Source organism: Kitasatospora aureofaciens, assembly GCF_019192735.1.
Lineage (GTDB): Bacteria > Actinomycetota > Actinomycetes > Streptomycetales > Streptomycetaceae > Kitasatospora > Kitasatospora aureofaciens_A.
In genome coordinates this window covers 254049-280124 of the sequence record NZ_JAHTKP010000003.1, presented here as the reverse complement: position 1 = coordinate 280124, position 26076 = coordinate 254049, and the positions used below count along the sequence as shown (strand labels likewise).

General features: G+C 71.4%; 20 protein-coding genes. 10 read left to right on the top strand and 10 right to left on the bottom strand.

What is annotated here, in order from left to right; all coding sequences use genetic code 11:
• Positions 1-4 precede the first annotated feature (4 nt).
• The 4 genes from KV557_RS05300 to KV557_RS05285 all read right to left on the bottom strand — a co-directional run bounded on the left by KV557_RS05300 (position 5) and on the right by KV557_RS05285 (position 6243).
• Positions 5-1585, bottom strand: coding sequence for an ABC transporter ATP-binding protein (locus KV557_RS05300; RefSeq protein WP_374106592.1), 1581 nt, complete (start codon positions 1583-1585; stop codon positions 5-7).
• A gap of 293 nt (positions 1586-1878) precedes the next feature.
• Entirely contained in the window at positions 1879-2943 is a 1065-nt protein-coding gene (locus KV557_RS05295) for a BMP family lipoprotein (protein ID WP_218198527.1), read from the bottom strand.
• A gap of 255 nt (positions 2944-3198) precedes the next feature.
• A complete protein-coding gene (locus KV557_RS05290; protein WP_218198526.1) occupies positions 3199-4452 on the bottom strand; it encodes an amidohydrolase in 1254 nt (417 codons plus the stop codon).
• A gap of 183 nt (positions 4453-4635) precedes the next feature.
• Positions 4636-6243, bottom strand: coding sequence for an acyl-CoA mutase large subunit family protein (locus KV557_RS05285; RefSeq protein ID WP_218198525.1), 1608 nt, complete (start codon positions 6241-6243; stop codon positions 4636-4638).
• A 143-nt stretch (positions 6244-6386) separates the two neighbouring features.
• Here KV557_RS05285 and KV557_RS05280 point away from each other — a divergent pair, with 143 nt between their 5' ends.
• The 3 genes from KV557_RS05280 (at position 6387) to KV557_RS05270 (ending at position 9652) form a co-directional block, all read left to right on the top strand.
• Complete coding sequence (locus tag KV557_RS05280) at positions 6387-7142, top strand: SDR family oxidoreductase (protein WP_218198524.1); 756 nt, start codon at positions 6387-6389, stop codon at positions 7140-7142.
• A 69-nt stretch (positions 7143-7211) separates the two neighbouring features.
• Complete coding sequence (locus tag KV557_RS05275; RefSeq protein WP_218198523.1) at positions 7212-8855, top strand: alpha/beta hydrolase; 1644 nt, start codon at positions 7212-7214, stop codon at positions 8853-8855.
• A gap of 311 nt (positions 8856-9166) precedes the next feature.
• Entirely contained in the window at positions 9167-9652 is a 486-nt protein-coding gene (locus KV557_RS05270) for a 2-oxo-4-hydroxy-4-carboxy-5-ureidoimidazoline decarboxylase (protein WP_218198522.1), read from the top strand.
• A gap of 95 nt (positions 9653-9747) precedes the next feature.
• Here the strand turns inward: KV557_RS05270 and KV557_RS05265 are convergent, their stop codons facing one another.
• Positions 9748-10521, bottom strand: a complete 774-nt coding sequence (locus KV557_RS05265; protein WP_218198521.1) for a hypothetical protein — start codon at positions 10519-10521, stop codon at positions 9748-9750.
• Positions 10522-10774: 253 nt separating this feature from the next.
• Between KV557_RS05265 and sdhC the strand changes: the two genes are divergently transcribed.
• Genes sdhC through KV557_RS05245 form a run of 4 tightly spaced genes read left to right on the top strand, consistent with a single transcriptional unit; the run spans position 10775 to position 14222 of the window.
• Entirely contained in the window at positions 10775-11155 is a 381-nt protein-coding gene (sdhC, locus tag KV557_RS05260) for a succinate dehydrogenase, cytochrome b556 subunit (protein WP_218198520.1), read from the top strand.
• Between the two features lie 8 nt (positions 11156-11163).
• A complete protein-coding gene (locus KV557_RS05255; RefSeq protein ID WP_218198519.1) occupies positions 11164-11655 on the top strand; it encodes a succinate dehydrogenase hydrophobic membrane anchor subunit in 492 nt (163 codons plus the stop codon).
• A 51-nt stretch (positions 11656-11706) separates the two neighbouring features.
• On the top strand, positions 11707-13449 hold the full coding sequence (sdhA, locus tag KV557_RS05250; protein WP_218198518.1) for a succinate dehydrogenase flavoprotein subunit: 1743 nt from the start codon (positions 11707-11709) through the stop codon (positions 13447-13449).
• Positions 13449-14222 carry a succinate dehydrogenase iron-sulfur subunit gene (locus KV557_RS05245; RefSeq protein WP_218198517.1) on the top strand — a complete coding sequence of 258 codons (774 nt, stop codon included), beginning with the start codon at positions 13449-13451 and terminating at the stop codon, positions 14220-14222. The genes sdhA and KV557_RS05245 overlap by 1 nt, the downstream gene beginning before the upstream one ends.
• 95 nt (positions 14223-14317) lie before the next feature.
• Here KV557_RS05245 and KV557_RS05240 read toward each other — a convergent pair whose 3' ends face one another.
• Positions 14318-14575 carry an SCO4848 family membrane protein gene (locus KV557_RS05240; protein ID WP_218198516.1) on the bottom strand — a complete coding sequence of 86 codons (258 nt, stop codon included), beginning with the start codon at positions 14573-14575 and terminating at the stop codon, positions 14318-14320.
• A gap of 143 nt (positions 14576-14718) precedes the next feature.
• On the opposite strand from KV557_RS05240, the gene KV557_RS05235 reads away from it, so the two are divergent.
• Entirely contained in the window at positions 14719-15918 is a 1200-nt protein-coding gene (locus KV557_RS05235) for a D-alanyl-D-alanine carboxypeptidase family protein (protein WP_218198515.1), read from the top strand.
• 38 nt (positions 15919-15956) lie between these two features.
• Here KV557_RS05235 and KV557_RS05230 read toward each other — a convergent pair whose 3' ends face one another.
• Positions 15957-16880, bottom strand: a complete 924-nt coding sequence (locus tag KV557_RS05230) for a YihY/virulence factor BrkB family protein (RefSeq protein WP_218198514.1) — start codon at positions 16878-16880, stop codon at positions 15957-15959.
• Positions 16881-16954: 74 nt separating this feature from the next.
• A complete protein-coding gene (locus KV557_RS05225; RefSeq protein ID WP_218198513.1) occupies positions 16955-17953 on the bottom strand; it encodes a glycosyltransferase family 2 protein in 999 nt (332 codons plus the stop codon).
• A 137-nt stretch (positions 17954-18090) separates the two neighbouring features.
• Between KV557_RS05225 and KV557_RS44005 the strand changes: the two genes are divergently transcribed.
• Positions 18091-21663, top strand: coding sequence for a bifunctional glycosyltransferase/CDP-glycerol:glycerophosphate glycerophosphotransferase (locus KV557_RS44005; protein ID WP_218198512.1), 3573 nt, complete (start codon positions 18091-18093; stop codon positions 21661-21663).
• A 286-nt stretch (positions 21664-21949) separates the two neighbouring features.
• On the top strand, positions 21950-24463 hold the full coding sequence (locus tag KV557_RS05215; RefSeq protein WP_218198511.1) for a CDP-glycerol glycerophosphotransferase family protein: 2514 nt from the start codon (positions 21950-21952) through the stop codon (positions 24461-24463).
• A gap of 1 nt (position 24464) precedes the next feature.
• On the opposite strand, the gene KV557_RS05210 is transcribed toward KV557_RS05215, so the two are convergent.
• On the bottom strand, positions 24465-25019 hold the full coding sequence (locus KV557_RS05210; RefSeq protein WP_308129769.1) for a 2'-5' RNA ligase family protein: 555 nt from the start codon (positions 25017-25019) through the stop codon (positions 24465-24467).
• Positions 25016-26056 (bottom strand): tryptophan--tRNA ligase, encoded by a 1041-nt coding sequence (gene trpS, locus KV557_RS05205; protein WP_218198510.1) that lies wholly within the window; start codon positions 26054-26056, stop codon positions 25016-25018. Before trpS ends, KV557_RS05210 begins: the two co-directional genes overlap by 4 nt.
• Between the last annotated feature and the right edge of the window lie 20 nt (positions 26057-26076).

Genomic DNA, 26076 nt, shown 5'->3' with positions numbered 1-26076 from the left:
TGGGTTACTCCCCCGCCTGCGGGTCGTCGGCGGTGTCGGTGGGGCCGGCGTCGGACTCGGCCTCGGTGCCCTCCACGAGGATCTCGTGGAAGTGCTCGACGGCCTCCGGCTCGGACTCGATGTGGCCGCGGGCCGCACCGGTCATCGCGGTGCCCAGGTCCTCGGCGGTGACGGTGGCCGGGTCGGCGTCGGCGACCAGGCGGCCGCGGTAGATGACCCGGATGGTGTCGGAGAGGCCGATCAGCTCGTCCAGGTCGGCGGAGATCAGCAGCACGGCCAGGCCGTTGCGCTGCGCGACCCGGATGTGCTCCCAGATCTGCGCCTGCGCGCCGACGTCCACACCGCGGGTGGGGTGGGCGGCGATCAGCAGCTTGGGCTGGTGGCTCATCTCGCGGCCGATGATCAGCTTCTGCTGGTTGCCGCCGGAGAGGGACGCCGCGGTGACCTCGATGCCGGGGGTACGGACGTCGTACTCCTCGACGATCCGCCGGGTGTCCAGACGGGCCGCGGTCGGGTCGAGCAGCGGGCCGCTGGAGTTCGGCTTCTCGGTGACGTGGCCGAGGATCCGGTTCTCCCAGAGCGGGGCCTCCAGCAGCAGGCCGTGCCGGTGGCGGTCCTCGGGGATGTAGCCGATGCCGGCCTCGCGGCGGGCCCGGGTGAGGCTGCCGGAGAGGTCCTTGCCGTCGAGGGTGACGGTGCCGGCGTCCAGCGGGAGCATGCCCATGATGGCCTCGACCAGTTCGGCCTGGCCGTTGCCCTCGACACCGGCGATGCCGAGGATCTCGCCCTTGTGGATGCGCAGCGAGATGTCGTCGAGCACGACGCGCTCGATGCCCTCGGCGTCGGTCTTGGCGATCCGCAGGCCCTGGACGTCGAGCATCTCGGTCGTGGTGACGGTCGACTCGCGGCTCTCCGGGGAGGGCAGCTCGGCGCCGACCATCATCTCGGCGAGCTGGCGGGCGGTGACCGTCTTCGGGTCGGCGTCGCCGACCGTGGTGCCGCGCCGGATGACGCTGATCGCGTCGGCGACCGCCAGCACCTCGTGCAGCTTGTGCGAGATGAAGATGACGGTGACGCCCTCGGACTTGAGCTCGCGCAGGTTGTCGAACAGCGCGTCGACCTCCTGCGGGACGAGCACGGCCGTCGGCTCGTCGAGGATCAGGATCTTGGCGCCTCGGTAGAGCACCTTGAGGATCTCGACGCGCTGGCGGTCGGCGACGCCGAGATCCTCGACCAGGGCGTCCGGGCGCACGCCCAGGCCGTACTGGTCGGAGATCTCCTTGATCTTCGCCTTGGCCTTGCCGCCGATGCCGTACAGGTGCTCGCCGCCGAGGACGACGTTCTCCCACACCGTGAGGTTGTCGGCGAGCATGAAGTGCTGGTGCACCATGCCGATGCCGCGGGCGATGGCGTCGCCCGGGGTGTGGAACTCGCACAGCTCGCCGTTGATCGCGATGGTGCCCTCGTCCGGCTTCTGCATGCCGTAGAGGATCTTCATCAGCGTCGACTTGCCGGCGCCGTTCTCGCCCATGAGGGCGTGCACGGTGCCGCTGCGGACGGTGAGGTTGATGTCGTGGTTGGCCACGACGCCGGGGAAGCGCTTGGTGATGCCGCGCAGTTCGACGGCCTGGGTCGCCGTCCCCGCGCTGGGGGTACCGTCCTTGCGCAGCGGGACGGGGTCGGATGCGGTGATGGCGGTCTCCTGGTGGTCTGGAGGCGCGTCGTTGCGCTGGGAGGGCCAAAGGGGGGAAACGGGGGGACGGGACGGGGCCCGGGGGTACGCCTTCAGCGCACCCTGCCGGGCCCCTCCCGTGATGCTGTGCCCATCATCGCGCTGCCGGGCAGGCGGCAGTCGCTACGACGTCCTGGACGCGGGCCTTACTGGGCCGGCGCGGTCGGGACGGTGGTGGCGCCGGTCTTGATCGCGTTGGCGGCCTGGTCCAGCTGGGTCTTGATGTCGTCGATCTTGCCGCCCGTGGTGGCGAGCGCGACACCTTCGGCCTTCAGGTCGAAGAGCTTGGTGCCGGTGAACGGCGCGCCCTTCTTGACCGAGTCGATGTAGGAGAACACCGCGTTGTCGACGTTCTTCACCATCGAGGTGAGGATGCTGGCCTTGTACTTCGCCAGGGCCGGCTGGGTGGCCTGGTCGGAGTCGACACCGATGGCCAGGGCGCCCTGCTTGTTGTTGGCGACGGCCTCGATGGAGCCGTTGCCGGAGGAACCGGCCGCGGAGTAGATGACGTCCGCGCCCTTGTCGAGCTGGCCCTGGGCGGCCTCCTTGCCCTTGTCGGGCGAGGCAAAGCCGGAGAAGTCCGGGGGCGTGGTGAGGTAGGTGACCTCGACCGGCATCTGCGGGTCGATGGACTTGACGCCCGCGCGGTAACCGGCCTCGAACTTCTTGATCAGCTCGGTCTGCACACCGCCGATGAAGCCGACGTGCTTGTTGTGCGACTTGAGGGCGGCGGCCACGCCGGCGAGGTAGGAACCCTCCTGCTCGGCGAAGACCAGCGAGGTGACGTTGGTCGGCTGGGCGTCGTCGTGCGAGTCGATGATCGCGAACTTGACGTCCGGGTTGTCCTTGGCGACCTTGTCGACCGCCTGCTGGTACACGAAGCCGACCGCGATGACGGTCTTGTAGCCGCCGTCGATCAGGTTCTTGAGGCGGGTCTCCTTGTCGGCCTCGGCCTCGCCGGCCTTTGCCTCGGCCTCGGTGACCGAGACGCCGAGGTCGGACTTGGCCTTGTCGAGACCGCGGGCGGCGGAGTCGTTGAAGGACTGGTCGCCACGGCCGCCGATGTCGTAGGCCATACCGACCTTCAGCGAGCCGTCGGAGGCACCGGCGGAGGAGGTGTTGTCAGTGCTCTTTGCGCCGCAAGCGGCGAGCGAGGCCATGCCCAGGGAACCCGAGAGCACAACCGCGGCGAGCTTCATTGAACGGCGCAAGGGAGTATCTCCTTCTCACACGCACCCGTTTAGCGTGGTCGGACGCCACCGTAACGCGCGTAGAACACGGTTGTATTACGGGCTGCCGGAGCATTCGGGTTGTTATCAAACCGTGGTCTGACAGTCGTCCCGATGTCCTGTTCCCGTGCGCGGACGGCGATCCGGAACTGGTGGCCCCAGTTTACGGAACCCCGCCAGAACCCCGGATCCCGACAAACCCGCCACCCGTCCGACACCTGCTCCCGGGTGCGGGGCTCAGCTCCCGGGCACCTCCAGGGCCAGCGCCGCGAACAGCTCCACACCGATGCCGATCGCCCGCTCGTCCACGTCGAAGCGGCCCTGGTGCAGGTCGCGGACCGTCGTGTCACCGGGGGCGCGGACACCGAGCCGGGCCAGCGCGCCCGGGGCGTGCTCCAGGTACCAGGAGAAGTCCTCCCCGCCCAGGCTCTGCTCGGTGCTCTCCACCACCTGGCCGCCGTCGCGCCCGAACCGGGCCGTCATGGCCTCCTCCAGCAGGGCGACCGAGACCGCCTCGTTCACCACCGGCGGGACCCCCCGGTGGTAGTCGAGCGTCCACTTCGCCCGGTAGGTCTCGGCGAGCTTGGCGATCAGCTCGTGCAGCAGGTCCGGCGCCTCGCGCCAGCCGTCCAGCTCCAGGCAGCGGACGGTGCCCTCCAGTTCGGCGTGCTGCGGGATGACGTTGGGCGCGGAGCCGGAGGCGATCCGGCCCCAGACCAGGCTGACGCCCCAGCGCGGGTCCATCCGGCGGGCCAGGGCGGCCGGCAGGTCGGCGGCCATCCTGGCGATCGCGGTGACCAGGTCGGTGGTCAGGTGCGGGCGGGCGGTGTGTCCGCCGGGGCCGTCCAGGTGGAGCACCAGGCGGTCGCAGGCCGAGGTGATCGCCCCGGTGCGCAGCGCGATCCGGCCCACCTCGACCTTCGGGTCGCAGTGCACCGCGAAGATCCGGCCGACGCCGTCCATCCCGCGGGCCTTGATGACGTCCAGCGCGCCGCCGGGCATGACCTCCTCGGCCGGCTGGAAGACCAGCCGGACCGGGCGGCGCAGTTCGCCGGTGCGGACCGCCTCGGCCAGCACCAGGCCGGTGCCGAGCACCACCGAGGTGTGCACGTCGTGGCCGCAGGCGTGGGCCCGGCCGGGGACGGTCGAGCGGTACGGCGCATCGGTCTTGGCGTCGTCGATCGGCAGCGCGTCGATGTCGGCGCGGAAGGCCAGGAACTCGGTGCCGGGGGCCGTCCCGGGCGGGACGATGTCGACGATCAGGCCGGTGCCGCCGGGCAGCACCCGGGGCTTCAGGCCGGCCGCCACCAGGCGGTCGCGGAGCAGGCCGGTGGTGCGGAACTCCTGGCGGCCCAGCTCCGGGTGCCGGTGCAGATCGCGGCGGAAGGCGATCAGCTCGGACTCCAGCCCGCTGACCCGGGCACGCAGTTCGGCGGCGGGGCGGGCAGCGGCGAGAGTGGTGCCCGGCTGAGCGGGCTCAGGACGGTTCATCTCATTAAGAGTAGGGCTGTTGGGGGGATTTGGCCCGACTTCCGGAAAACTAGTCCCCGGATGGGCGCATACCGGCCGGACAGGTGGGTATGACATCTCGTTTCAGCCGCCTTCCCCGGGTTGCTTGCCCTGTGCAACGATCACCCGGGCCGGTGGTCACGGCCCCGCTTCCTTGACATGGGGTCAGAACCGCTCCACCGGCGCGTATGTGCCCCACACCTCGCGCAGCGCGTCGCACACCTCCCCGACGGTAGCGCGGGCGGCCAGCGCCTCCTTCATGGGGTACAGGACGTTCGCGTCGCCTTCGGCAGCTCGACGCAGCCCGTTCAGCGCCCGGCCGACCGCCGGGGCGTCGCGCTCCGCGCGCAGCCGGGCCAGCCGCTCGGCCTGCCGGCGCTCGATCGCCGGGTCCACCCGCAGCGGCTGGTACGGCTCCTCGGCGTCCAGCCGGAAGCGGTTGACGCCGACCACCGTGCGCTCGCCGGCGTCGGTCTCCTGCTGGACGCGGTAGGCGGTGCGCTCGATCTCCGCCTTCTGGTAGCCGTGTTCGATCGCGGCCACCGCGCCGCCCAGCTCCTCGACCCGGGCCATCAGGGCGAGGGCGGTGGCCTCCACCTCGTCGGTCAGCGACTCGACCACGTACGAGCCGGCGAACGGGTCGACGGTGGCGGTCACGTCGGTCTCGTACGCGAGCACCTGCTGGGTGCGCAGGGCGAGCCGGGCGGCCTTCTCGGTGGGCAGCGCGATCGCCTCGTCGAAGCTGTTGGTGTGCAGCGACTGGGTGCCGCCGAGCACGGCGGCGAGCGCCTGCACCGAGACCCGGACCAGGTTCACCTCGGGCTGCTGGGCGGTCAGCTGCACCCCGGCGGTCTGGGTGTGGAAGCGCAGCATCTGCGAGCGCGGGTCCCGCGCGCCGAACTCCTCGCGCATCACCCGGGCCCAGATCCGGCGTGCGGCACGGAACTTGGCCACTTCCTCCAGCAGCGTGGTGCGCGCCACGAAGAAGAACGACAGCCGGGGCGCGAACTCGTCCACGGCCATCCCGGCGGCGAGCGCGGTGCGGACGTAGGCGATGCCGTTGGCGAGCGTGAAGGCGATCTCCTGCGCGGGGCCCGCCCCGGCCTCGGCCATGTGGTAGCCGGAGATGGAGATGGTGTTCCAGCGCGGGATCTCCGCCCGGCAGTACCGGAACACGTCCGCGACCAGCCGCAGCGAGGGCGCCGGCGGGAAGATGTAGGTGCCGCGGGCGATGTACTCCTTCAGCACGTCGTTCTGGATCGTCCCGGTGAGCTCGGCCGGCGCCACCCCCTGGGCCTCGCCGACGAGTTGGTAGAGGAGCAGCAGCAGAGCGGCCGGCGCGTTGATGGTCATCGAGGTGGACACCCCGCCCAGCGGGATGCCGTCGAACAGCACCGCCATGTCCTCGACGCTGTCGACCGCGACCCCGACCTTTCCGACCTCCCCTGCGGCGAGCGGCGCGTCCGAGTCGTAGCCCATCTGGGTGGGCAGGTCGAAGGCCACCGAGAGGCCGGTGCTGCCGCCGGCGATCAGCTGCCGGTAGCGGGCGTTGGACTCGGCGGCGGTGCCGAAGCCCGCGTACTGGCGCATCGTCCACGGCCGGCCGGTGTACATCGACGGGTAGACGCCCCGGGTGTACGGGTACTCCCCCGGCCGCCCCAGCCGGGTCGCCGGGTCCCAGCCGGCCAGCGCCTCCGGGCCGTACAGCGGCTCGATCGGGAAGCCCGACTCCGAACGACGGGCGGACTCGGCGCGGCGCGGCTCGGCTGCCATGGGTGTCTCCACGGGATCGGCGGGCTGGTGCTCCTCCTCGCAATGTAGTGGCGCCCGGCCGGAAGACGGCGGAGCCGACGCGGTTGAGATGATCGGACCAACGACCGACGTGCAGACCGATACGACAAGCCCAGGGAGTGGCAATGACCGAGCAGAAGGTGGCCGTGGTCACCGGTGCCAGCAGCGGGATCGGCGCGGCGACCGCCCGCCGGCTGGCCGCGGAGGGTTTCGACGTGGTGCTGACCGCCCGGCGGACCGAGCGCATCGAGGCACTGGCCAAGGAGATCGGCGGCCGGGGCGGTTCAGCAAGAGCGGTCACGCTGGACGTCACCGACCGGGCGGCCGTGGACGCCTTCGCCGCCGAGGTCGGCCGGGTGGACGTCCTGGTGAACAACGCGGGCGGGGCGCTCGGCGCCGAATCGATCGAGCACGGCGACCCGGCCGACTGGCGCGCCATGTACGAGGTGAACGTGCTCGGCGTCCTGCACATGACGCAGGCGCTGCTGCCCGCCCTGCGCGCCACCGGCGACGGCACCGTGCTGGTGCTCTCCTCGACGGCCGCGCTGGCCGCGTACGAGGGCGGCGGCGGGTACGTCGCGGCCAAGCACGCCGCACACACCATCGCGGCGACGCTGCGGCTGGAGCTGTGCGGGGAGCCGATCCGGGTGATCGAGATCGCCCCCGGCATGGTGAAGTCCGAGGGCTTCGCGCTCACCCGCTTCGGCGGCGACGAGGAGAAGGCGGCGGCCGTGTACGCGGGCGTGGCCGAGCCGCTGACTTCGGAGGACATCGCCGACACCGTCGCCTGGACGGTCACCCGGCCGTCGCACGTGAACATCGACCTCCTGGTGGTCCGGCCGCGCGCCCAGGCCGCCAACCACAAGGTCCATCGCGCCTGATCAGGCGGCAGGCGGGCAGCCCGGTACCCCTCGATCGGACGTGCCACCCGGCAGTGATACATACGTGCGATGAACATCAACCGGGCCGCCCGCCCACGGGTCCTGCTGACCGCCCTGGCGGCAGGCACCCTCCTGCTCAGCTCCGCCTGCAACGACAACGCCGCGCCCGCCCAGGACAAGGCCGCCGGCGCCCCCGCAGCGGCCACCCCGACCGCCACCCCCACCCCGACGCCGAAGCCCACCGGGGCGGACGACCCCGCCCTCAAGCCGTTCTACGGCCAGCAGATCGCCTGGGCCGCCTGCCCGGCCGACCCCCAGGCCGAGAAGGCCAAGATCGACATATCCGGCATGCAGTGCGGCAAGCTGCACGTCCCGCTCGACTACGCCAACGCCACCAAGGACGCGCTCGACGTCGCGCTGATCAAGCTCCCGGCCGCCAAGCCGGACCAGAAGGTCGGCTCGCTGATGGTCAACCCGGGCGGCCCGGGCGAGTCCGGCGTCGACATGGTCAAGTACGGCGCCAAGGACTTCACCGGCGCCCTGCACAACCGCTTCGACGTCATCGGGTTCGACCCCCGCGGCACCGGCGACAGTTCGCCGATCGTCTGCTACGACGACAAGCAGCGGGACGCCCTCGACCAGACCGACGAGCCGCTCGACCCGGCCGCCCGCAAGACGCAGCACGTCAAGATGGCCACCGACCACGCCGCCGCCTGCGAGGCCAAGGCCGGCAAGCTGCTGCCCTTCGTCGGCACCCGCAACACCGCCCGGGACATGGACGTGCTGCGCGCCGCCGTCGGCGACAAGAAGCTCAACTACCTCGGCGTCTCCTACGGCACCTACCTCGGCTCGCTCTACGCCGAGGAGTTCCCGAAGTACGTCGGCCGGCTCATCCTGGACGGCGCCGTCGACCCGGCCGCCGACAGCCTCGACGAGGGCGTGAACCAGCGGATCGGCTTCGAGAAGTCCTTCGACCGCTTCGCCGCCGACTGCGTCAACAACCACGCCGCCGAGTGCCCGCTCGGCAGCGACCCGGACCAGGCCGCCAAGAAGGCCGCCGACTTCCTGGACGGCCTGCGCGACCACCCGCTGACCGCCAAGGACGGCCGCAAGATCGGCAGCGACCTCGCCTGGACCGGCACGACGCAGTTGCTCTACGGCGACGAGAAGACCTCCTGGCAATACCTGCGCAATTCGCTCGGCTGGGCGATGAAGCGCGGCGTGGGCGACGGTCTGCTGGCCTTCGCCGACGAGTACAACGGCCGCGACCAGAACGGCCACTACAACGCCTCGCAGGAGGCGCTGGGCGCGATCCGCTGCGCCGACATCGCCTCCCCCGCGCCGACGCCGGAGAAGGCCCAGCAGGTCGTGGCCAAGCTCCAGGCCGAGGCACCGCTGATGTCCAAGGGCGTGTCGGTCGACGACTACACCGAGGCCGGCTGCGCCTACTGGCCCTTCAAGACCACCGAGAAGCCGCACACCATCCGGGCCGAGGGCGCCGACCCGATCCTGGTGGTCGGCTCCACCGGTGACCCGGCCACCCCGTACGCGGCCGCCGAGTCGCTCGCCAAGGGCTTCGCCAACGCCACCCTGCTCACCCGGGTGGGCGAGGGCCACGGCGCGTTCGGCAAGGGCAACGCCTGCATCGACCAGGCCTACGAGGCCTACCTGACCGCGGGCACGCTGCCGGCCCCCGGGACGCGCTGCAGCTGAGCCCGCGCACCGGGCAGACCCGGTGTACTAGCAGATGAACGCGGGGAGGGCGCTGACACGAAGGTGTCAACGTCACAACTTGATAGCTCGTTCGGATGAAATCCGCATGCGCCCTCCCCAACCGATGACGGCTCAACTACCGTGGAGCCGCTGCCCGGCAGGCGCTGGACGCCACCCCGTAGCCCCCATACTTCAGCTGCTTCACCCACCCACATCACCGGCCACCTTCCCGCCCTCACGAGGAGGACCCGCTGGCCAGCGACATCCCGTCACAGCGGCTCGATCCCAGCTCCGAGCCGACCCTCCTCGGGTTGCACCGCTTCAACGAGGCCGACGCCGGCGCCGCCGAGGAGGCCTTACTGGCCTGCTGCGGCAGCCACCGCTGGGCCCTCCGGCTCACCGCCCACCGGCCGTACCCCGACATAGAGTCCCTGCTGGCCGCTGCCAGCGAGGCCTCCTACGACCTCCGCCCGGCCGACCTCGCCGAGGCGCTGGCGGACGAGAGCTGGATGCCGCAGCCGCTGCTCGGCATGCGGGCCCCGGGCAGCCAGGCGGCGCACACCGCGCTGCGGGCGGCCCACGCCGCGTACGAGGCCAGATTCGGCCACGTCTTCGTGGTCTGCCTGGACGGCGTGGCGCCCGAGGAGATGCTCTCCACCGTGCTCTCCTCGATCCGCACCCGGCTGGCCAACGACCCGGACGAGGAGCGGCTGATCGCGGCGGACGAGCTGCGCCGGATCGCCCTCACCCGGTTGGAGCACCTGGTCGCCACCCATTCGGAGGCCGGGGCGCGCTGAGCCGCCTACCGCTGCCTCCTTCTTCGGCTGCGCTCCTTCTTCAGCGGGCTACTTCTTGAGTCGCGCTACTTCTTCAGCCGCTACTTCTTCAGCCGCTACTTCTTCAGCTGGGCGGCCCGCAGCTTCGCCACCTGCTGCCGGACGATCCGCTCGTCCGGCGCGCCGGCCGGCTCGGTGGCGACACCGAAGGTGGTGAAGACCGCGAGCGCCGGTCCGACCCGCGTCAGCACCGCACGCTGCGAGAGCACCGCCGTACCCGATTCATTCGTCAGGGTGAATCCGGTCGCCGCGTCGGCTCCCTCGGGCGTGGGCGTGTCGACCTGGGCCAGCCGGTGCCGGGTGTGCGTCGCCTGCGCGCCCCTCTTCCCCTTCTCCGCGGGTGGTGGCGGCGCCGTCGAGCTGAAAGTGGCGCACGGGCCGAACAGCTTCTCCAGCTCCGCCTGCACCTGCGCCGCCCGCCCGGCCCGGTAGCCCACCAGGGCTCCGTACGCCGCGCCCTTGGGGTCGGCGGCCCGGGCCACACTCAGATCGGTCTCCGCATACGGGAGCCCCGGGCCGGGTGTGGCCGAGCCGGGGCCCGCCCCGCCGCCCGGGGCCACCGCGTCCAGCAACGGCTGGCAGGCCGGGGCGTCCGCGAGCTCCCGCCCGGCGCCCGCCCCGGTGTCGCCGTGACCGGGCGTCATCACCGTCACCGTGTAGCCGGACCCGAGGTCGGCGTCGGCCACCGCCGCCGCCCGCAGTTCGGCCGCGGACAGTTCGCGCCCCGGCGCGGCCCGGTCGACGGACGGCCCGCCGACCGTGGTACAGCCCGTGGCGAGCAGCAGCGCCCAGAGGAGGGCGGCGGACGGTCGGGCTGGGCGAAGTGGCACAGCTGCCTCGGGAGGGTGTCGGCGACGAAGGGGCCGTCACCGTAGCGCAGCAAGTCGGTCACCCAGAGCGAGCAAGCCGGGCTTGGTTCCCGCCCGACTAGGCCAGTCGTGCCTGATTGATCACACCTGAGACCCCCGGAGGCGGTTACCGAGGAGGCGTCGATAGGATGCTCGCGGCCGGTGGACCGTACCCGGCCGGGCTGACCGACACCGAAGCCGGCCGAGCCCCCAATCGCTTCCGGAGGGTTTTTCCGTGCCGGCTGGAACGCTGTACCGCGGCCGGGAAGGTATGTGGAGCTGGGTGGCTCATCGAGTCACCGGCGTCCTCATCTTCTTCTTCCTGTTCGCCCACGTCCTGGACACCGCCCTGGTGCGAGTGTCGCCGGAGTCCTACGACACCGTCATCCAGACGTACAAGACTCCCCTCGTGAACCTGATGGAGTACGGCCTGGTGGCCGCCATCCTGTTCCACGCCCTCAACGGCCTGCGGGTCGTCGCCGTGGACTTCTGGTCCAAGGGCCCGAAGTACCAGAAGCAGATGCTCTGGACGGTGGTCGGAGTCTGGGTCGTCCTGATGGCCGGCGCCTTCTACCCGATCCTGCAGCACACGCTGGTCGACTGGTTCGGGAAGTGAGCTGACTGATGTCCACGGAAATCTCCGACGCCCTGGTGGTCCCCTCCGCCCAGGCGCACACCGGCAAGGGTCTCGGCACCGGCAACCCGGCCGACGAGTTCGTCATCGAACCGCCGCGCCAGCGGACCGCGAAGACCCCGCGCCGTACCCGCACCAACTTCGAGATGCTGGCCTGGCTCTTCATGCGCCTGTCCGGCATCGTCCTGGTCGTGCTGATCCTCGGTCACCTGCTGATCATGCTGGTGCTCGACGGCGGCGTCTCCAAGATCGGCTTCGCCTTCGTGGCCGGCCGCTGGGCCTCCCCGTTCTGGCAGGGCTGGGACCTCCTGATGCTCTGGCTCGCCATGCTGCACGGCGCCAACGGCATGCGGCAGGTCATCAACGACTACGCCGACAAGGACTCGACCCGGCTCTGGCTCAAGGGGCTCATGGGTACCGCCACGGTCTTCACCGTGCTGCTCGGCACCCTGGTGATCTTCACCTTCGACCCCAACATCTGAGCCGCGAGCATCATCGGACATCGGCAGAGGCCAGAGGCGAGTTAACCCCCCATGCAGATTCACCAGTACGACACCGTCATCGTCGGCGCCGGCGGCGCCGGCATGCGCGCGGCCATCGAGTCGACGCAGCGCAGCCGCACCGCCGTCCTGACCAAGCTCTACCCCACCCGGTCCCACACCGGCGCGGCCCAGGGCGGCATGTGCGCCGCCCTCGCCAACGTCGAGGAGGACAACTGGGAGTGGCACACCTTCGACACGGTCAAGGGTGGTGACTACCTGGTCGACCAGGACGCCGCCGAGATCATGTGCAAGGAGGCCATCGACGCCGTCCTCGACCTGGAGAAGATGGGCCTGCCCTTCTCCCGCACCGAGCAGGGCCGGATCGACCAGCGCCGCTTCGGCGGCCACTCCCGCAACCACGGCGAGGCCCCGGTCCGCCGCAGCTGCTACGCGGCCGACCGCACCGGCCACATGATCCTCCAGACGCTGTTCCAGAACTGCGTCAAGCACGGCGTCGAGTTCTTCAACGAGTTCTACGTCCTCGACCTGCTGATCAACGAGGGCAAGACGGCCGGCGTCGTCGCCTACGAGCTGGCCACCGGCGAGATCCACGTCTTCCAGGCCAAGTCGGTCGTGTTCGCCTCCGGCGGCACCGGCAAGTTCTTCAAGGTCTCCTCCAACGCCCACACCCTCACCGGTGACGGCCAGGCCCTGGTCTACCGCCGCGGCCTGCCGCTGGAGGACATGGAGTTCTTCCAGTTCCACCCGACCGGCATCTGGCGCATGGGCATCCTGCTCACCGAGGGCGCCCGCGGCGAGGGCGGCATCCTGCGCAACAAGGACGGCGAGCGCTTCATGGAGCGCTACGCCCCCGTCATGAAGGACCTCGCGTCCCGTGACGTCTGCTCCCGCGCGATCTACACCGAGATCCGCGAAGGCCGCGGCTGCGGTCCGGACGGCGACCACGTCTACCTGGACCTCACCCACCTGCCGCCGGAGCAGCTGGACGCCAAGCTCCCGGACATCACCGAGTTCGCGCGCACCTACCTCGGCATCGAGCCCTACACGGACCCGATCCCGATCCAGCCCACCGCGCACTACGCCATGGGCGGCATCCCGACCAACGTCGAGGGTGAGGTGCTGCGCAACAACACCGACATCGTCCCGGGCCTGTACGCGGCCGGCGAGGTCGCCTGCGTGTCCGTGCACGGCGCCAACCGCCTCGGCACCAACTCGCTGCTGGACATCAACGTGTTCGGCAAGCGGGCCGGTATCGCCGCCGCCGACTACGCGCAGACGGTGGACTACACCGAGCTGCCCGAGAACCCGGCCGAGAAGGTCCAGGCCCTGGTCGACGGCCTGCGCGAGGCCACCGGCGAGGAGTCCGTGGCGCAGATCCGCAAGGAGCTGCAGGAGACCATGGACGCCAACGCCATGGTCTACCGCACCGGCGCCACCCTGAAGCAGGCGGTCGAGGACATCGCCGCGCTGAAGGAGCGCTACAAGAACGTCTCCATCCAGGACAAGGGCTTCCGGTACAACACGGACCTGCTGGAGGCCGTCGAGCTGGGCAACCTGCTCGACCTGGCCGAGGTGCTGGCCGTCTCCGCGCTCGCCCGCGAGGAGTCGCGCGGCGGCCACTACCGCGAGGACTTCCCGACCCGTGACGACGTGAAGTTCATGCAGCACACCATGGCGTACCAGGAGGTTGCCGAGGACGGCACCACCTCCATCCGCCTCGACTACAAGCCGGTCGTCACGACCCGCTACCAGCCGATGGAGCGTAAGTACTGATGAGCACTCCGACCGTGGAGAAGCACTCGGCCGCTCTGGACGCGGCTGAGAGCGGTGGCGTCCAGCTGATCACCGTCACCTTCCGGATCCGCCGGTTCAACCCGGAGGAGCACCCGGACCCGGTGTGGGTCGACTACCAGCTGACGATGGACCCGAAGGAGCGCGTCCTCGACGCGCTCAACAAGATCAAGTGGGAGCAGGACGGCACCCTCACCTACCGCCGTTCCTGCGCGCACGGCATCTGCGGCTCCGACGCCATGCGGATCAACGGCCGCAACCGGCTGGCGTGCAAGACCCTGATCAAGGACGTCAACCCGGAGAAGCCGATCACGATCGAGGCCATCAAGGGCCTCACGGTCCTCAAGGACCTGGTCGTGGACATGGACCCGTTCTTCCAGGCGTACAAGGACGTCATGCCGTTCCTCATCACCAAGGGGAACGACCCGACCCGCGAGCGCCTGCAGTCCGCCGAGGACCGCGAGCGCTTCGACGACACCACCAAGTGCATCCTGTGCGCCGCGTGCACGTCGTCCTGCCCGGTGTTCTGGAACGACGGCCAGTACTTCGGCCCGGCCGCCATCGTCAACGCGCACCGCTTCATCTTCGACTCGCGCGACGAGGGTGCCGAGCAGCGCCTGGAGATCCTCAACGACCGTGAGGGCGTGTGGCGTTGCCGCACCACCTTCAACTGCTCCGAGGCCTGCCCGCGTGGCATCGAGGTCACCAAGGCGATCCAGGAAGTGAAGCGGGCGCTGGTCACCCGCCGCTTCTGATCCCCGCCTGACACGGCGAAGGCCCCCGTCCGACCGGACGGGGGCCTTCGTCATGCCGTCAGCGCAGCACGCCGAGATACGGGCAACGGGGATCTTCAGTCGGCGGCCGGGGCCCGGCGGGTGGCGCGGAGGCCGCGGATGCCGATGGTGCCGACGGCGATGCCGAGGAGGAAGGAGGTGATGGCGAGCAGCAGGTGGATCCAGAAGAACGCGGTGGGCTGGGAGTGGTCGCCGTTGGTGAAGGCCTGGCCGCCGGAGTCCTTCCACAGGTTCTTGACGAAGGTGGTCCAGATGATGACCGACCAGACGCCAAAGGCGGTCAGGAACCAGGACGTGCGGCGGCTGAGCTTCATGGGGGTCCTCGGCGGCGGTGTGAAGGCGGTGTGCTGCTCCCCCAGTATGCGGTGGCCGCCGATCGGCGTACGGCGGGCCCCTCCTTCGGAGGACCGGCCCGGCGTGGCGGACGGCGGGGGCCCGGAGTGGGTACGGTCTGCGGGTGACTTCACGCTGTCGAAAGCTCGCGCACCTGTTCGCCGCCGCCACCGCGGTCCTTCCGGTGCTGCTCGCCGCCCCGGGGGCGGTCGCGGCCCCGGGTGAGCCGGCTCCGCCGACCGCGATCGGCGGCGACCGGCTCGGCCGGTCCGGGGTCCAGGTCTCGCCGCTGGCCGGGGCGCCGGCGCTGCCGAGGGATCTGACCGGACAGTCCTGGATAGTCTCCGACGCCGCGTCGGGGGAGGTGCTGGCGGCCAACAACCCGCATCTGCGGCTGGCTCCGGCCAGCACGCTGAAGATCCTCTTCGCGGACACCGTGCTGCCCAAGTTCGACCGCAACGCGGTGCACAAGGTGGCGGACGAGGAGATCCTCGGGATCGGCGCCGGCAGCAGCCTGGTGGGGATCAAGGAGAACCTGGAGTACCGGGTCGAGGACCTGTGGCGCGGGGTGTTCCTCAGCTCGGGCAACGACGCCGTGCACGTCCTCGCGCACATGAACGGCGGCATCCGGCAGACCGTCACCGAGATGCAGGCGCGCGCGGACGCCCTCCAGGCGCGGGACACCAAGGTGGTCTCCCCGGACGGCTACGACATGGACGGCCAGGTCTCCTCGGCCTACGACCTGACGCTGTTCGCCCGGGCCGGGCTGCGCAACCCCGACTTCCGGATGTACTGCGCGACCCGGTCCGCGATGTTCCCGGGCGCGGTGGACCGGAACACCGGCCAGCGCGGCAGCTTCGGGATCGCCAACACCGACCGGCTGCTGGGCAAGTACCCCGGCCTGATCGGCGTGAAGAACGGCACCACCACCAACGCCGGCTCGACCTTCGTGGGCGCCGCCGAGCGGAACGGCCGCACGCTGCTGGTGACGGTGATGCACCCCGCGTCGTACCAGAGGGTCTACGACGAGACGGCCGAACTGCTGGACTGGGGCTTCTCGGCGGCCGGCAAGGTCCAGCCGGTGGGCCGGCTGGTGGACGAGCTGCCGGCCGGAGCCGCCGAGCCGACCGGCCAGGCGGGCGAGGCCTCCGGACTGCCCGCGCCACCGCACGCGTCGCCGTCCGCCCCGGCGGCATCGGCCGCATCGACTGCATCGGGTGACGGGGACGACGGGATCGGCGTCGCCGGCTGGCTCGCGGTCGTCGCGGTCGGGGCCGTGGTGGGCGCGTGGGCCCTGGTGGTGCTGCGGCGCCGACCGGCCTAGCCCTCGAACGGCTGAGGATCGCCCTACCCGGCCCGGCCTCACGTGTGAGGTCGGGCCTCTTCCATCTCGTCCGCCGCCGCCAGCAGCGCCCGCCCGTGCTCGCGGGTCCGCTCGCGGGCGGCGGCCGGGTCGGCCAGGGCCGTCCAGGCGACGCAGTACATCAGCAGCCGGCAGACGAAGTTGATCCACAGCAGCAGGGCCACCGGCACGCCGAAGGCGCCGTACACGCTCTTCCCGGCGACCGAGCCGAGGTAGGAGGCGAGCAGGATCTTCAGCAGCTCGAAGCCGACCGCGCCGATCAGCGCGCCCTGCAGCACGTCGCGCCGGCGCTGGCCGCCGATCCCGGGGAACGGCGCCAGCAGGTAGGCGAAGAGCAGGGTGTCGCAGGCCACCGCTATGAGCAGGCCGACCCCGGTGAGCAGGTAGCCGTTGGTGAGGCCGATCGCGTCGGCGATCCGCCCGGCCAGGGTCGTCCCGACGGCGGAGGCGCCCAGGGAGATCATCGAGACCAGGCCGAGGCCGCCGAGCACCACGCAGTCCCGGACCTTGCGCAGGACCAGGTTTCCGTCGCCGTCGGGCACCTGCCAGACGTCCCGGATCGAGGTGCGCATGGTGTCCACCCAGCCGAGGCCGGAGACCAGCAGCAGCGCCCCGCTGACCAGCCCGACGGCGCCCGCGTTGGCCACCAGGGAGGGCAGGTTGAGCGCATCGGAGATGCCCGGCAGCTGGTGGGAGATGCGCTTCTGCAGGTCGGCCACGCGGCTGTCGCTGAGGGTGGCGGCGGCGATCGCCAGGGCCACGGTGAGCAGCGGGAACAGCGCGAGGAAGCCGAAGAAGGTGACCGCGCCGGCCAGCCGGTTGCCGCGGGCGGCGGTGAAGTACTCGTACACCCGGTACGGGCGGCTGCGCAGCACCCGGGCGACCAGCGGGCCGACGACCGGAAGGCGGGTCAGGAAGTCCACCCGACCGGTTATACCGGTCATTCCCCTGAATGGCCGTCAGGCTCGACGTACGCCGTCCGGACGAGCGCCGGTGCTCAGCGCTTCACCAGCCGGCGGGCCCGGGCGAGGGCGCGGACGGCCTGGTAGGCGCCGTAGCGGCCGTGGCTGAGCAGTTCGGTGCGTACCCCGTCGACCCCGGCGGGCGGGCGGTAGCCGGCCGGGCGCAGCCGGGCGCAGTGCTCGGCGGCGCGGCGGAAGTACTCGCGGCGGTCGCCGGGCGGGACCCGGCCGGGCTTGGAGACCACGGTGTTGAGGTGGTGCAGCATCCGGTCGTAGACCACCGGGCGCCAGTGGTCGAGGCCGGGGCGGCGGTCGAGGAAGGCGAAGACGAGGTCGTACTGGGCGAAGACGTCGAAGTGCTTGCGGCTGGCGGTGGCCAGGATGTTGCCGCCCTCCTGGCGCTGGCGGTAGTGCACGCCGACCCGGTCGAGCAGGGTGATGCTCGTGGCGGCCAGCAGCGCCGGGTACGTCCAGGGGGTGTCCTCGTAGTAGCCGGCCGGGAAGACCAGCTTCTGCTCGGCGATGAAGCCGCGGCGGTAGGCCTTGTTCCAGACGACCTGGAGCAGGTCGAGCAGGTCGGGGCGGGCGGCGAGGTCGAAGGCGTCCGGGGAGGCGGCGCCGAAGACGTGGGCGGAGGCGGCCCGGGTGATCCGGCCGTCGACGTAGGTGCGGGCGTAGTCGTAGACCAGGATGTCCGGGTCGCCGGTGACGGTGAGCCGGTCGTCGACGGCCTTCAGCAGGCCCGGCGTGAGCGTGTCGTCACTGTCGAGGAAGATCACGTACTCGCCGGTGGCGACCTCCAGACCGGCGTTGCGGGCGCGGCCGAGGCCGACGTTCTCCGTGAGATGCAACACCCGGACGCGGGGGTCGGCAGCGGCCGCCTGGTCGAGCAGCGCGCCGCAGCCGTCCGGGGAGCGGTCGTCCACCGCGATCAGTTCGAGGTCGGGGCCACCCTGGCCGAGCACCGAGTCGAGGCACTCGGCGAGGTAGTCCTGGACCAGGTACACGGGGACGATCACGCTGAAGCGGGGCACGGGGCCCAGCGTAGTGGGCCCGGGGGAGGCCGAGGGCCGGGCCGGTAGGATCGGGGCGCACGTACGCACCGATTCAAAGTGCGGCCAGACCCCAACCGGGCTGCCACGCTGATTCCCGAGAAAGGCCTGCGTAGCCGATGGCTCCCCGCCTCTCCATCGTCGTTCCGATCTACAACGTCGAGCGCTACCTCGTCGAGTGCCTCGACTCGATCGCCGCCCAGACCTTCACGGACTTCGAGTGCGTCATGGTCGACGACGGTTCGAAGGACGGCAGCGCGGCGCTCGCCGAGGCGTACGCCGCCAAGGACGCCCGGTTCCGGCTGGTCCGCCAGGTCAACAAGGGCCTCGGCGCCGCCCGCAACACCGGCATCCGGCACATCGACCCGGACGCCGAGTTCCTGTGCTTCGTCGACAGCGACGACTCGATGCCGCCGAGCGCGTACGAGTTGATGATCAACACGCTGGACGAGACCGGCTCGGACTTCTGCACCGGCAACGTGCTGCGCTTCCGTGCGGTGGGCTACTACCAGTCCGGCGGGCACGTGAAGCCGTTCAAGGAGACCCGGCTCAAGACCCACATCACCGAGATCCCCGCGCTGGTCACCGACCGCACGGCGTGGAACAAGGTGTACCGCCGCTCCTTCTTCGACGCGGCCGACATCCTCTACCCCGAGGGCATCCTGTACGAGGACGCGCCGGTCAGCGTGCCGCACCACTACCTCGCGAAGAGCGTGGACGTGCTCTCCGAGCCGATCTACCACTGGCGCGAGCGCGAGGTCGGCGAGATGTCGATCACGCAGATGCGCACCAACCCGAAGGGCCTGATCGACCGCGTCGCCTCGGTCGAGCTGGTCCGCGGCTGGCTGAAGAAGCAGACCGACCCGCGCTTCGCCCAGTACCTGCGCTCCTACGACGAGAACACCCTCGTCGAGGAGATCCCGATGTTCTTCTGGTCCGTCGTGGACGGCGACAAGGAGTACCGGGACGCCTACGTCAAGCACGTCAGCCGGCTGCTCCGGTCGATCGGCCCCGAGCAGGTCCGCAAGCTGCGCGCGCCGCTGCGGCTGAAGTACCACCTGACCCTGGCGGGCCGCATCGACGAGTTCGTCGAGCAGATCAAGTACGAGGGCGAGAGCAACGGCGGCGTCCAGGCCCGCGGCGTGCTGCGCCCGTACGCCGACTACCCGTTCCTGCGCGGCGGCCGCAAGAGCGTGCCGGCCGGGGTGCTCAAGCTGGACAACTCGCTGGTCATGCGCAGCCGGCTGTACGAGACGGCCTGGGTGGGCGGCCGGCTCCAGCTGACCGGGCACGCGTACCCGGAGCAGCTGGGCGCGGCCGGCAAGCACGACATGGTCCGCACGCTGGTGCTCCGCGAGGCCAAGGGCCGCCGGGTCATCGCCGTGCCGATGAAGACCCAGTACAGCCCCGAGGCCACCGCCAGCTGCAACCACGACCTGTACAACTGCGACTGGGCGGGCTTCACCGTCGCCCTCGACCCGCAGAAGCTCAAGCACCGCGGCCAGTGGAAGGACGGCAACTGGCGCGTCCTGGTGGCCGGCGCGGGCAAGGGCGGCGTCTACAAGGGCCGGATCTCGGCCGGCTGGAGCGACACCGCGCAGTACCTCCCGGCGCACTGGGTCGAGCCGGACGTGCGGATCGTGCCCTGGGTCCGGGACAACTTCGTCTACCTGCGGGTGGAGACGGTCCGGGCCCGGGTGACCGGCCTGGCCGCGCACGCCGGCCAGGTGGAGGTCTCGGGTGCGGCCCGCTCCGGCGCCAGCTTCGCCGGGGCCCGCCTGCGGCTCACCCACGTCGAGTCCGACCGCGAGCTGCACTACCCGCTGGAGCTGGGCGCGCCGGTCGGCACGCTCCAGCCGTTCAGCGTCTCCTTCCCGGCGGCGGAGCTGACCGCCGTCCGCGAGGCCTGGGCCGAGCTCGACCCGGTGGCCACCGAGCGCGCCCGCGACCGCTGGGACACCGTCCTGGTGCTCGCCGACGGCAGCACCGTGCCGGTGGCCTGGGACGACCGCAACGCCCCCGAGCAGCTGCACGTCGCGCTGGGCGAGGACCCCACGGCCGACCGCCGCCGCGCGCTCTACTCCAAGCCCTCCCCCGGCGGCTACCTGCAGTTCTCCGACCAGCTGCTCCAGCCGGTGGTGGACGAGGTCGCCTCGCGCGGCGCCGACGGCTTCCTGCTGAGCGGTTCCTTCCCGCTGTCCGGCTCCCACCGCTGGGAGCTGGTGGTCCGGCACAACTGGCGCGAGGAGGAGCACGTCTACCCGGTGGAGATCGCCGACGGCCGGTTCCGCACCGCGATGCCGGCCGTGCCGACCGCCTCCTTCGCCGGTCGGGTGCCGCTCGCCCAGGGCACCTGGAACGTCTTCTTCCGCCCGGTCGGCGCGCCGGTCGACGAGGTCGCGACCTCGTACGCGCTGATCTCGCCGGACTGCTTCGGCGCGCTGCCGCTGGAGGTGGAGTCCCGCGGGAAGCGGATGGTGCTGGAGCGCCGCCACCACGACGGCCTGTCGCTGGAGTCGCACTCGGCCCTGCTGCCGGAGGAGCGCAGCGGCTACCGCCAGCGCCAGCTGCGGACCGTCGACTACCCGGCCGCGCGCCGGCACCCGGTGCGCGACACCGTGCTGTACAACGTCGGCCTCGGCGGCCTGTACGCGGACTCGCCGCGGGCGATCCACGAGGAGCTGGTCCGCCGCGGCCTGCCGCTGGAGCACCTGTGGGGCAGCGACGACCTGCAGGCCGACCTGCCGCAGACCGCGCAGGCGGTCCGGCTGTGGAGCCCGGAGTGGTTCGAGGCGCTGGCGACCGCCAAGTACATCGTCACCAGCACGCACCTGCCCGACTTCTTCGTCCGCCGCCCCGGCCAAGTGGTCGTGCAGACCTGGCAGGGCACCCCGCTGAAGCAGATCGGCCTGGACTTCGAGAAGGTCTGGTTCACCGACTCCAACTACCTGAAGGGCCTCGCCCAGGAGGTCCCGAACTGGAACCTGCTGGTCGCCGGCAACAGCTGGTCGGCCCCGGTGCTCAAGCGCGCGTTCGACTACAAGGGCGAGATCCTGGAGAGCGGTTCGCCCCGCAACGACCTGCTGTTCGCCGCGGACCGGGAGAAGACCGCCGAGCAGGTCCGGGAACGGCTCGGCCTGCCCGAGGGCAAGAAGGTCGTGCTCTACGCGCCGACCTGGCGCGAGGACCGGCGCCGCCCCAACGGCGGCTACCAGATCGACCTGCGGCTCGACCTGGCGGCGGCTCAGGCCGCGCTCGGCGACGACCAGGTGCTGCTGGTGCGCCGGCACAGCATGATGTGCGGTCAGATCCCGGGCGCCGGCAACGGCTACATCTGGGACGTCGGCAGCTACCCCGACATGGCGGAGCTGCTGCTGATCGCCGATGTGCTGGTCACCGACTACGCGGCGACGGTCTTCGACTTCGCCGCGACCGGCAAGCCGATGCTGTTCTTCACCCACGACCTGGAGCACTACCGCGACAACCTGCGCGGATTCAGCCTGAACTTCGAGTCGGAGGCCCCCGGCCCGCTGCTGGCCACCTCCGACGAGTTGGTCGCCGCGCTGGGCCGGGTGGACGAGCTCGCGGCCGAGTACTCCGACAAGGCCGCCGCGTTCCGTGAGACGTACTGCGACCTGGACGACGGCAAGGCCGCCGCCCGCGTGGTGGACGCCATGCTCCGCAAGGAGTAACTCCCGCGACCGGTCCGAGACGCCCGACACATATCCGCGTCGGGCGTCTCGGCTTTTCTGGGAGTTACCTGAGAGCGGCCGTCCCTTTACGCCCATATTGCAGTCGAACTGGCGTTTCGTCGGCGAATTTCTCAGGAAATTCGACGAACCGTACAGTTGACCCCGGGTGTCGTCCCGGTATGGGATGTCAATTCGGCTGCCCGCGCTCCGGCCCCCACCGGTGCGGCGGCCTCCCCGGCCCACCGCCAAGGACCGGGAACCCCGTTCCCCGAAGGGCTCCACCCGCATGCCAGTGCTCACACGGCTCGTCCTGCCGCACGCCGACCCCCGTGTGACCACCGAGCTGCCCACCCCCGTGACCGAGGACGCCGCCTTCGGCCTGCTCCGCGCCCGCTGGACCGGCCGCGGCCTCGAACTCACCGGCTTCGCCCGTCCGCACGGCCTCGACACCGGCCGCCCCGGCTCCGCCTGGACCTGGCTGACCCTGCGCCACCCCGACGACGCGCAGCCGCCCGTCCACGTGCGCTCCAGACCCCGGCGCCTGCCCGAGGTCACCGACGACAGCGCCCAGCCCGAGTACAACCACGACTGGTCCGGCTTCACCGCCCTGATCGAGCCCGGCCGGCTGCGCCGCGGCACCGAGTGGCTGCTCGGCGACTGGCAGATCGAGGCCACCCTCTTCACCCGCCCCCGCCCCACCCGGCTGCGCCGCCAGTACGGCACGCTCGCCCCGCACTGGTGCGGCTCGGGCGAGTACCCGCCGGCCCGCTGGGTCGACCGCGACGTCCGGCTCCAGCCGCACTTCGGCGACGGCCGGCTGTGCCTGCTGCTCGAACGCCCCGCCGTCCGGCTCACCGACGCCTCCCCCGCCGGCGACGGCCTCGACCTGCGCGGCACCGCCGACCACTGCCCCGCCGGCACCCAGCTGCGACTGCGCCACCGGCAGAGTGACGCCGTCATCGAGCGGCCCGTCACCCGTACGGGCAACACCTTCGCCGTCCACCTGCCGTACCGGCCGTTCACCGCGGACGGGCACGGCGCCGGCGACCTCGAACACTGGGACGCCGAGCTGCTGCGCCCCGACGGCGGCACCGACCGGCTCGTCCTGGACGAGCGCAGCGGCCCGGTGGCCGCCCAGCACCCGCTGCCGGACGCCCTGGACCGGGCGCTCTACCTCAAGCACCTCGCCGACGGCCGGCTCCAGCTCTGCGTCCAGCCAGCGGCCGGCCTGATCGACCGGATCGCCGTCCGGGCCGGCGGCTTCGAGCTCGGGGGGCACTGCCCGGATCCGGCCGCCGAACGGCTGGAACTGGTCCTGCGGCACACCGGTACGGCCGGCGAGGTCCGCCGCCCGGTCGAGGCCGGCGCGGACGGCCGGTTCCGGGTGCAGGTGCCCGCCACCCGCACCGGCTCGGACGGCACCGCGCTGCCGTTGCGCAAGGGCATCTGGGAGGCCGTGCTGGAACCGGCCGACCGGTCCGGCCCGGCCCGCCCGTTGCTCGCCGCACCCGGCACGCTGTCCACGTTGCCCGCCGCCACCGAGACCGGCGGCAAGCGGATCCTGCTCCAGCGCCGCTGGCACGACACCCTACTGGTGGACTCCACGCCGGTGCTCACCGCCACCGAGCGCAGCGCCTGGACCCAGGCCCGCCAGCGCGCCGCCGCCTACCCGGCCGCCCGGCGCGAGCCGCTGCGCGAGGCCGTCCTGTACGACGTGTTCGGCGGCCGCGGCTACGCCGACTCCCCGCGCGCGGTGCACGCCGAACTCGTCCGCCGCAACCTGCCGTTGGAGCACCTCTGGGTGGTCGACGACGCCCAGGCCGACCTGCCGCCCGGGGTCACCCCGGTGCGCATCTGGAGCCCCGAGTGGTACCGGGCGCTGGCCACCTGCCGCTACCTGGTCGGCAACACCCACTTCCCGGACTTCCTGGAACGCCGCCCCGGCCAGGTGGTCGTGCAGACCTGGCACGGCTCGCTGCTGAAGCGCATCGCCCACGACGTCGACAACCCCTGGCTGGCCGACCACGGCTACCTGGACGCGCTCGACCGCGAGACCCCGCACTGGAGCCTGCTGGTCTCCCCCAGCCCGTTCGCCACCCCGATCCTGCGGCGGGCGTTCCGCTACGACGGCGAGATCCTGGAGACCGGCTACCCGCGCAACGACCTGCTGGCCAGGGCCGACGAGCGCACCGCCGCGGCCGTCCGCCGCCGGCTCGGCATCCCCGACGGCAAGCGGATCGTGCTGTACGCGCCGACCTGGCGGGAGGACCAGCAGCGCGGCGACGGCGAGGGCTTCCGGCTCGACCTGCGGCTGGACCTCGACCACGCCCGCCGCACCCTCGGCCGGGACCACGTCCTGCTGGTCCGCCCGCACGCGCACGTCCGCGAGCCGCTGCCGGGCGCCGGGGACGGCTTCCTGTACGACTGCGCCGACTACCCCGACGTGCAGGAGCTGCTGCTGGTCGCGGACGTGCTGGTGACCGACTACTCGTCGATCATGTTCGACTTCGCGATCACCGGCCGCCCGGTGTACTTCTTCACCTACGACCTGGAGCACTACCGCGACACCCTGCGCGGCTTCTACTTCGACTTCGAGCCGGAGGCCCCCGGGCCGCTCGTCCCCAGCTCGGCCGGGCTGCTCGGCGCGCTGCGCGAACTCGCCGACGGCGGCGCCGCGCTGCCCGCCGGGTACGCCGAGCGCTACCGCCGCTTCCGGGCCGCCCACTGCGCGCTGGACGACGGCGGCGCGGCCCGCCGGGTGGTCGACCGGATGCTCGAACTCGGCGGAGCGGAAAGGTAGTTCAGGAAAAGTGGTAGCTCCGCCAGGGCCGCCACACCTCGTCCGCGTCGAACCGGGAGAGGCCGAAGCCCGGCACCGGGAACGACGCCCGGAAGCCGCGCATCTGCTCGTACGCCTGGTCCAGCACGTCGTCCGGCAGGCCGTGCGCCACCGTCACGTGCGGGTGGTACGGGAAGGCCAGCTCGCGGGCCAGCGGGCCGGAGCGGATGTCCGCCTCCAGCAGCCGGCACTCCTGGGCGCCCTCCTCGACCCGGACGAAGACCACCGGGGAGACCGGGCGGAAGGTGCCGCTGCCGCGCAGCAGCATCCGGAACGGCCGGCGCGCCGCCGCCACGGCCGCCAAGTGCTCCTCGATCTTCGGCAGCATGTCGGCCGGCACCTCGGTCGGCGGCAGCAGCGTGACGTGCGTCGGTATAGACCGGGCCAGCGGATCGCCGTGCCCGGCCCGGGCGTCCTGGATCGCCGTGCCGTACGGGTCCGGAACGCTCACGGACACGCCGATGGTGAGGACCTCCGGGAGGTCCTCACCATCGGGCAGGGCTGTGAAGGGAGTCACCGCTTGGCAGCCGGAAGGAAGCCCATCCGGTCGTACACCGACTCCAGCGTCTGCGACGCCACCGCGCGGGCCTTCTCCGCACCGATCTCCAGCACCCGGTCCAGCTCGGCCGGGTCGTCCAGGTACATCCGGGTGCGCTCCTGGAAGGGGGTGACCCACTCGGTGAACAGCTCGGCCAGCTCGGTCTTCAGGGCGCCGTACATCTTGCCCTCGAAGTGCGCGACCAGCTGGTCGATCGACTGGCCGCTGAGCGCGGAGTGGATGCGCAGCAGGTTGGAGACGCCGGGCTTCTCGTCCTCGTCGTAGGAGACGACGGTGCCGGTGTCGGTGACGGCGCTCTTGAACTTCTTGGCGCTGACCTTCGGCGCGTCCAGCAGGTTGACCAGACCCTTGTCCGAGGCAGCGGACTTGCTCATCTTGGCGCCCGGGTCCTGGAGGTCCTGGATCTTCGCCGTCTCCCGGAGGATGTACGGCTTCGGCACCGTGAAGGTGGGGCTGTACCGGGTGTTGAAGCGCTCGGCGAGGTCCCGGGTGAGCTCCAGGTGCTGGCGCTGGTCCTCGCCGACCGGGACGGCGTCCGCCTGGTAGAGCAGGACGTCCGCGACCATGAGGACCGGATAGGTGAACAGGCCGACCGTGGCGCTCTCGGCGCCGTGCCGGGCGGACTTGTCCTTGAACTGGGTCATCCGGGAGGCCTCGCCGAAGCCGGTGAGGCAGTTCATCACCCAGGCGAGCTGCGCGTGTTCGGGCACGTGCGACTGGATGAACAGCGTGCAGTGGTCCGGGTCCAGGCCGGCGCCGAGCAGCTGGGCGGCCGAGATCCGGGTGTTCTCGCGCAGCACCTTCGGGTCCTGCGGCACGGTGATCGCGTGCAGGTCGACCACCATGTAGAAGGCGTCGTTGTCCTTCTGCAGGTCGACCCACTGGCGCACCGCGCCCAGGTAGTTGCCGAGGTGGAACGAGCCGGAGGTGGGCTGGATCCCGGAGAGCACCCGGGGACGGTCCTTGACCGGACCAGTGACCGCTGCGTTGACCATGCGGGCCATTGTTCCAGTTC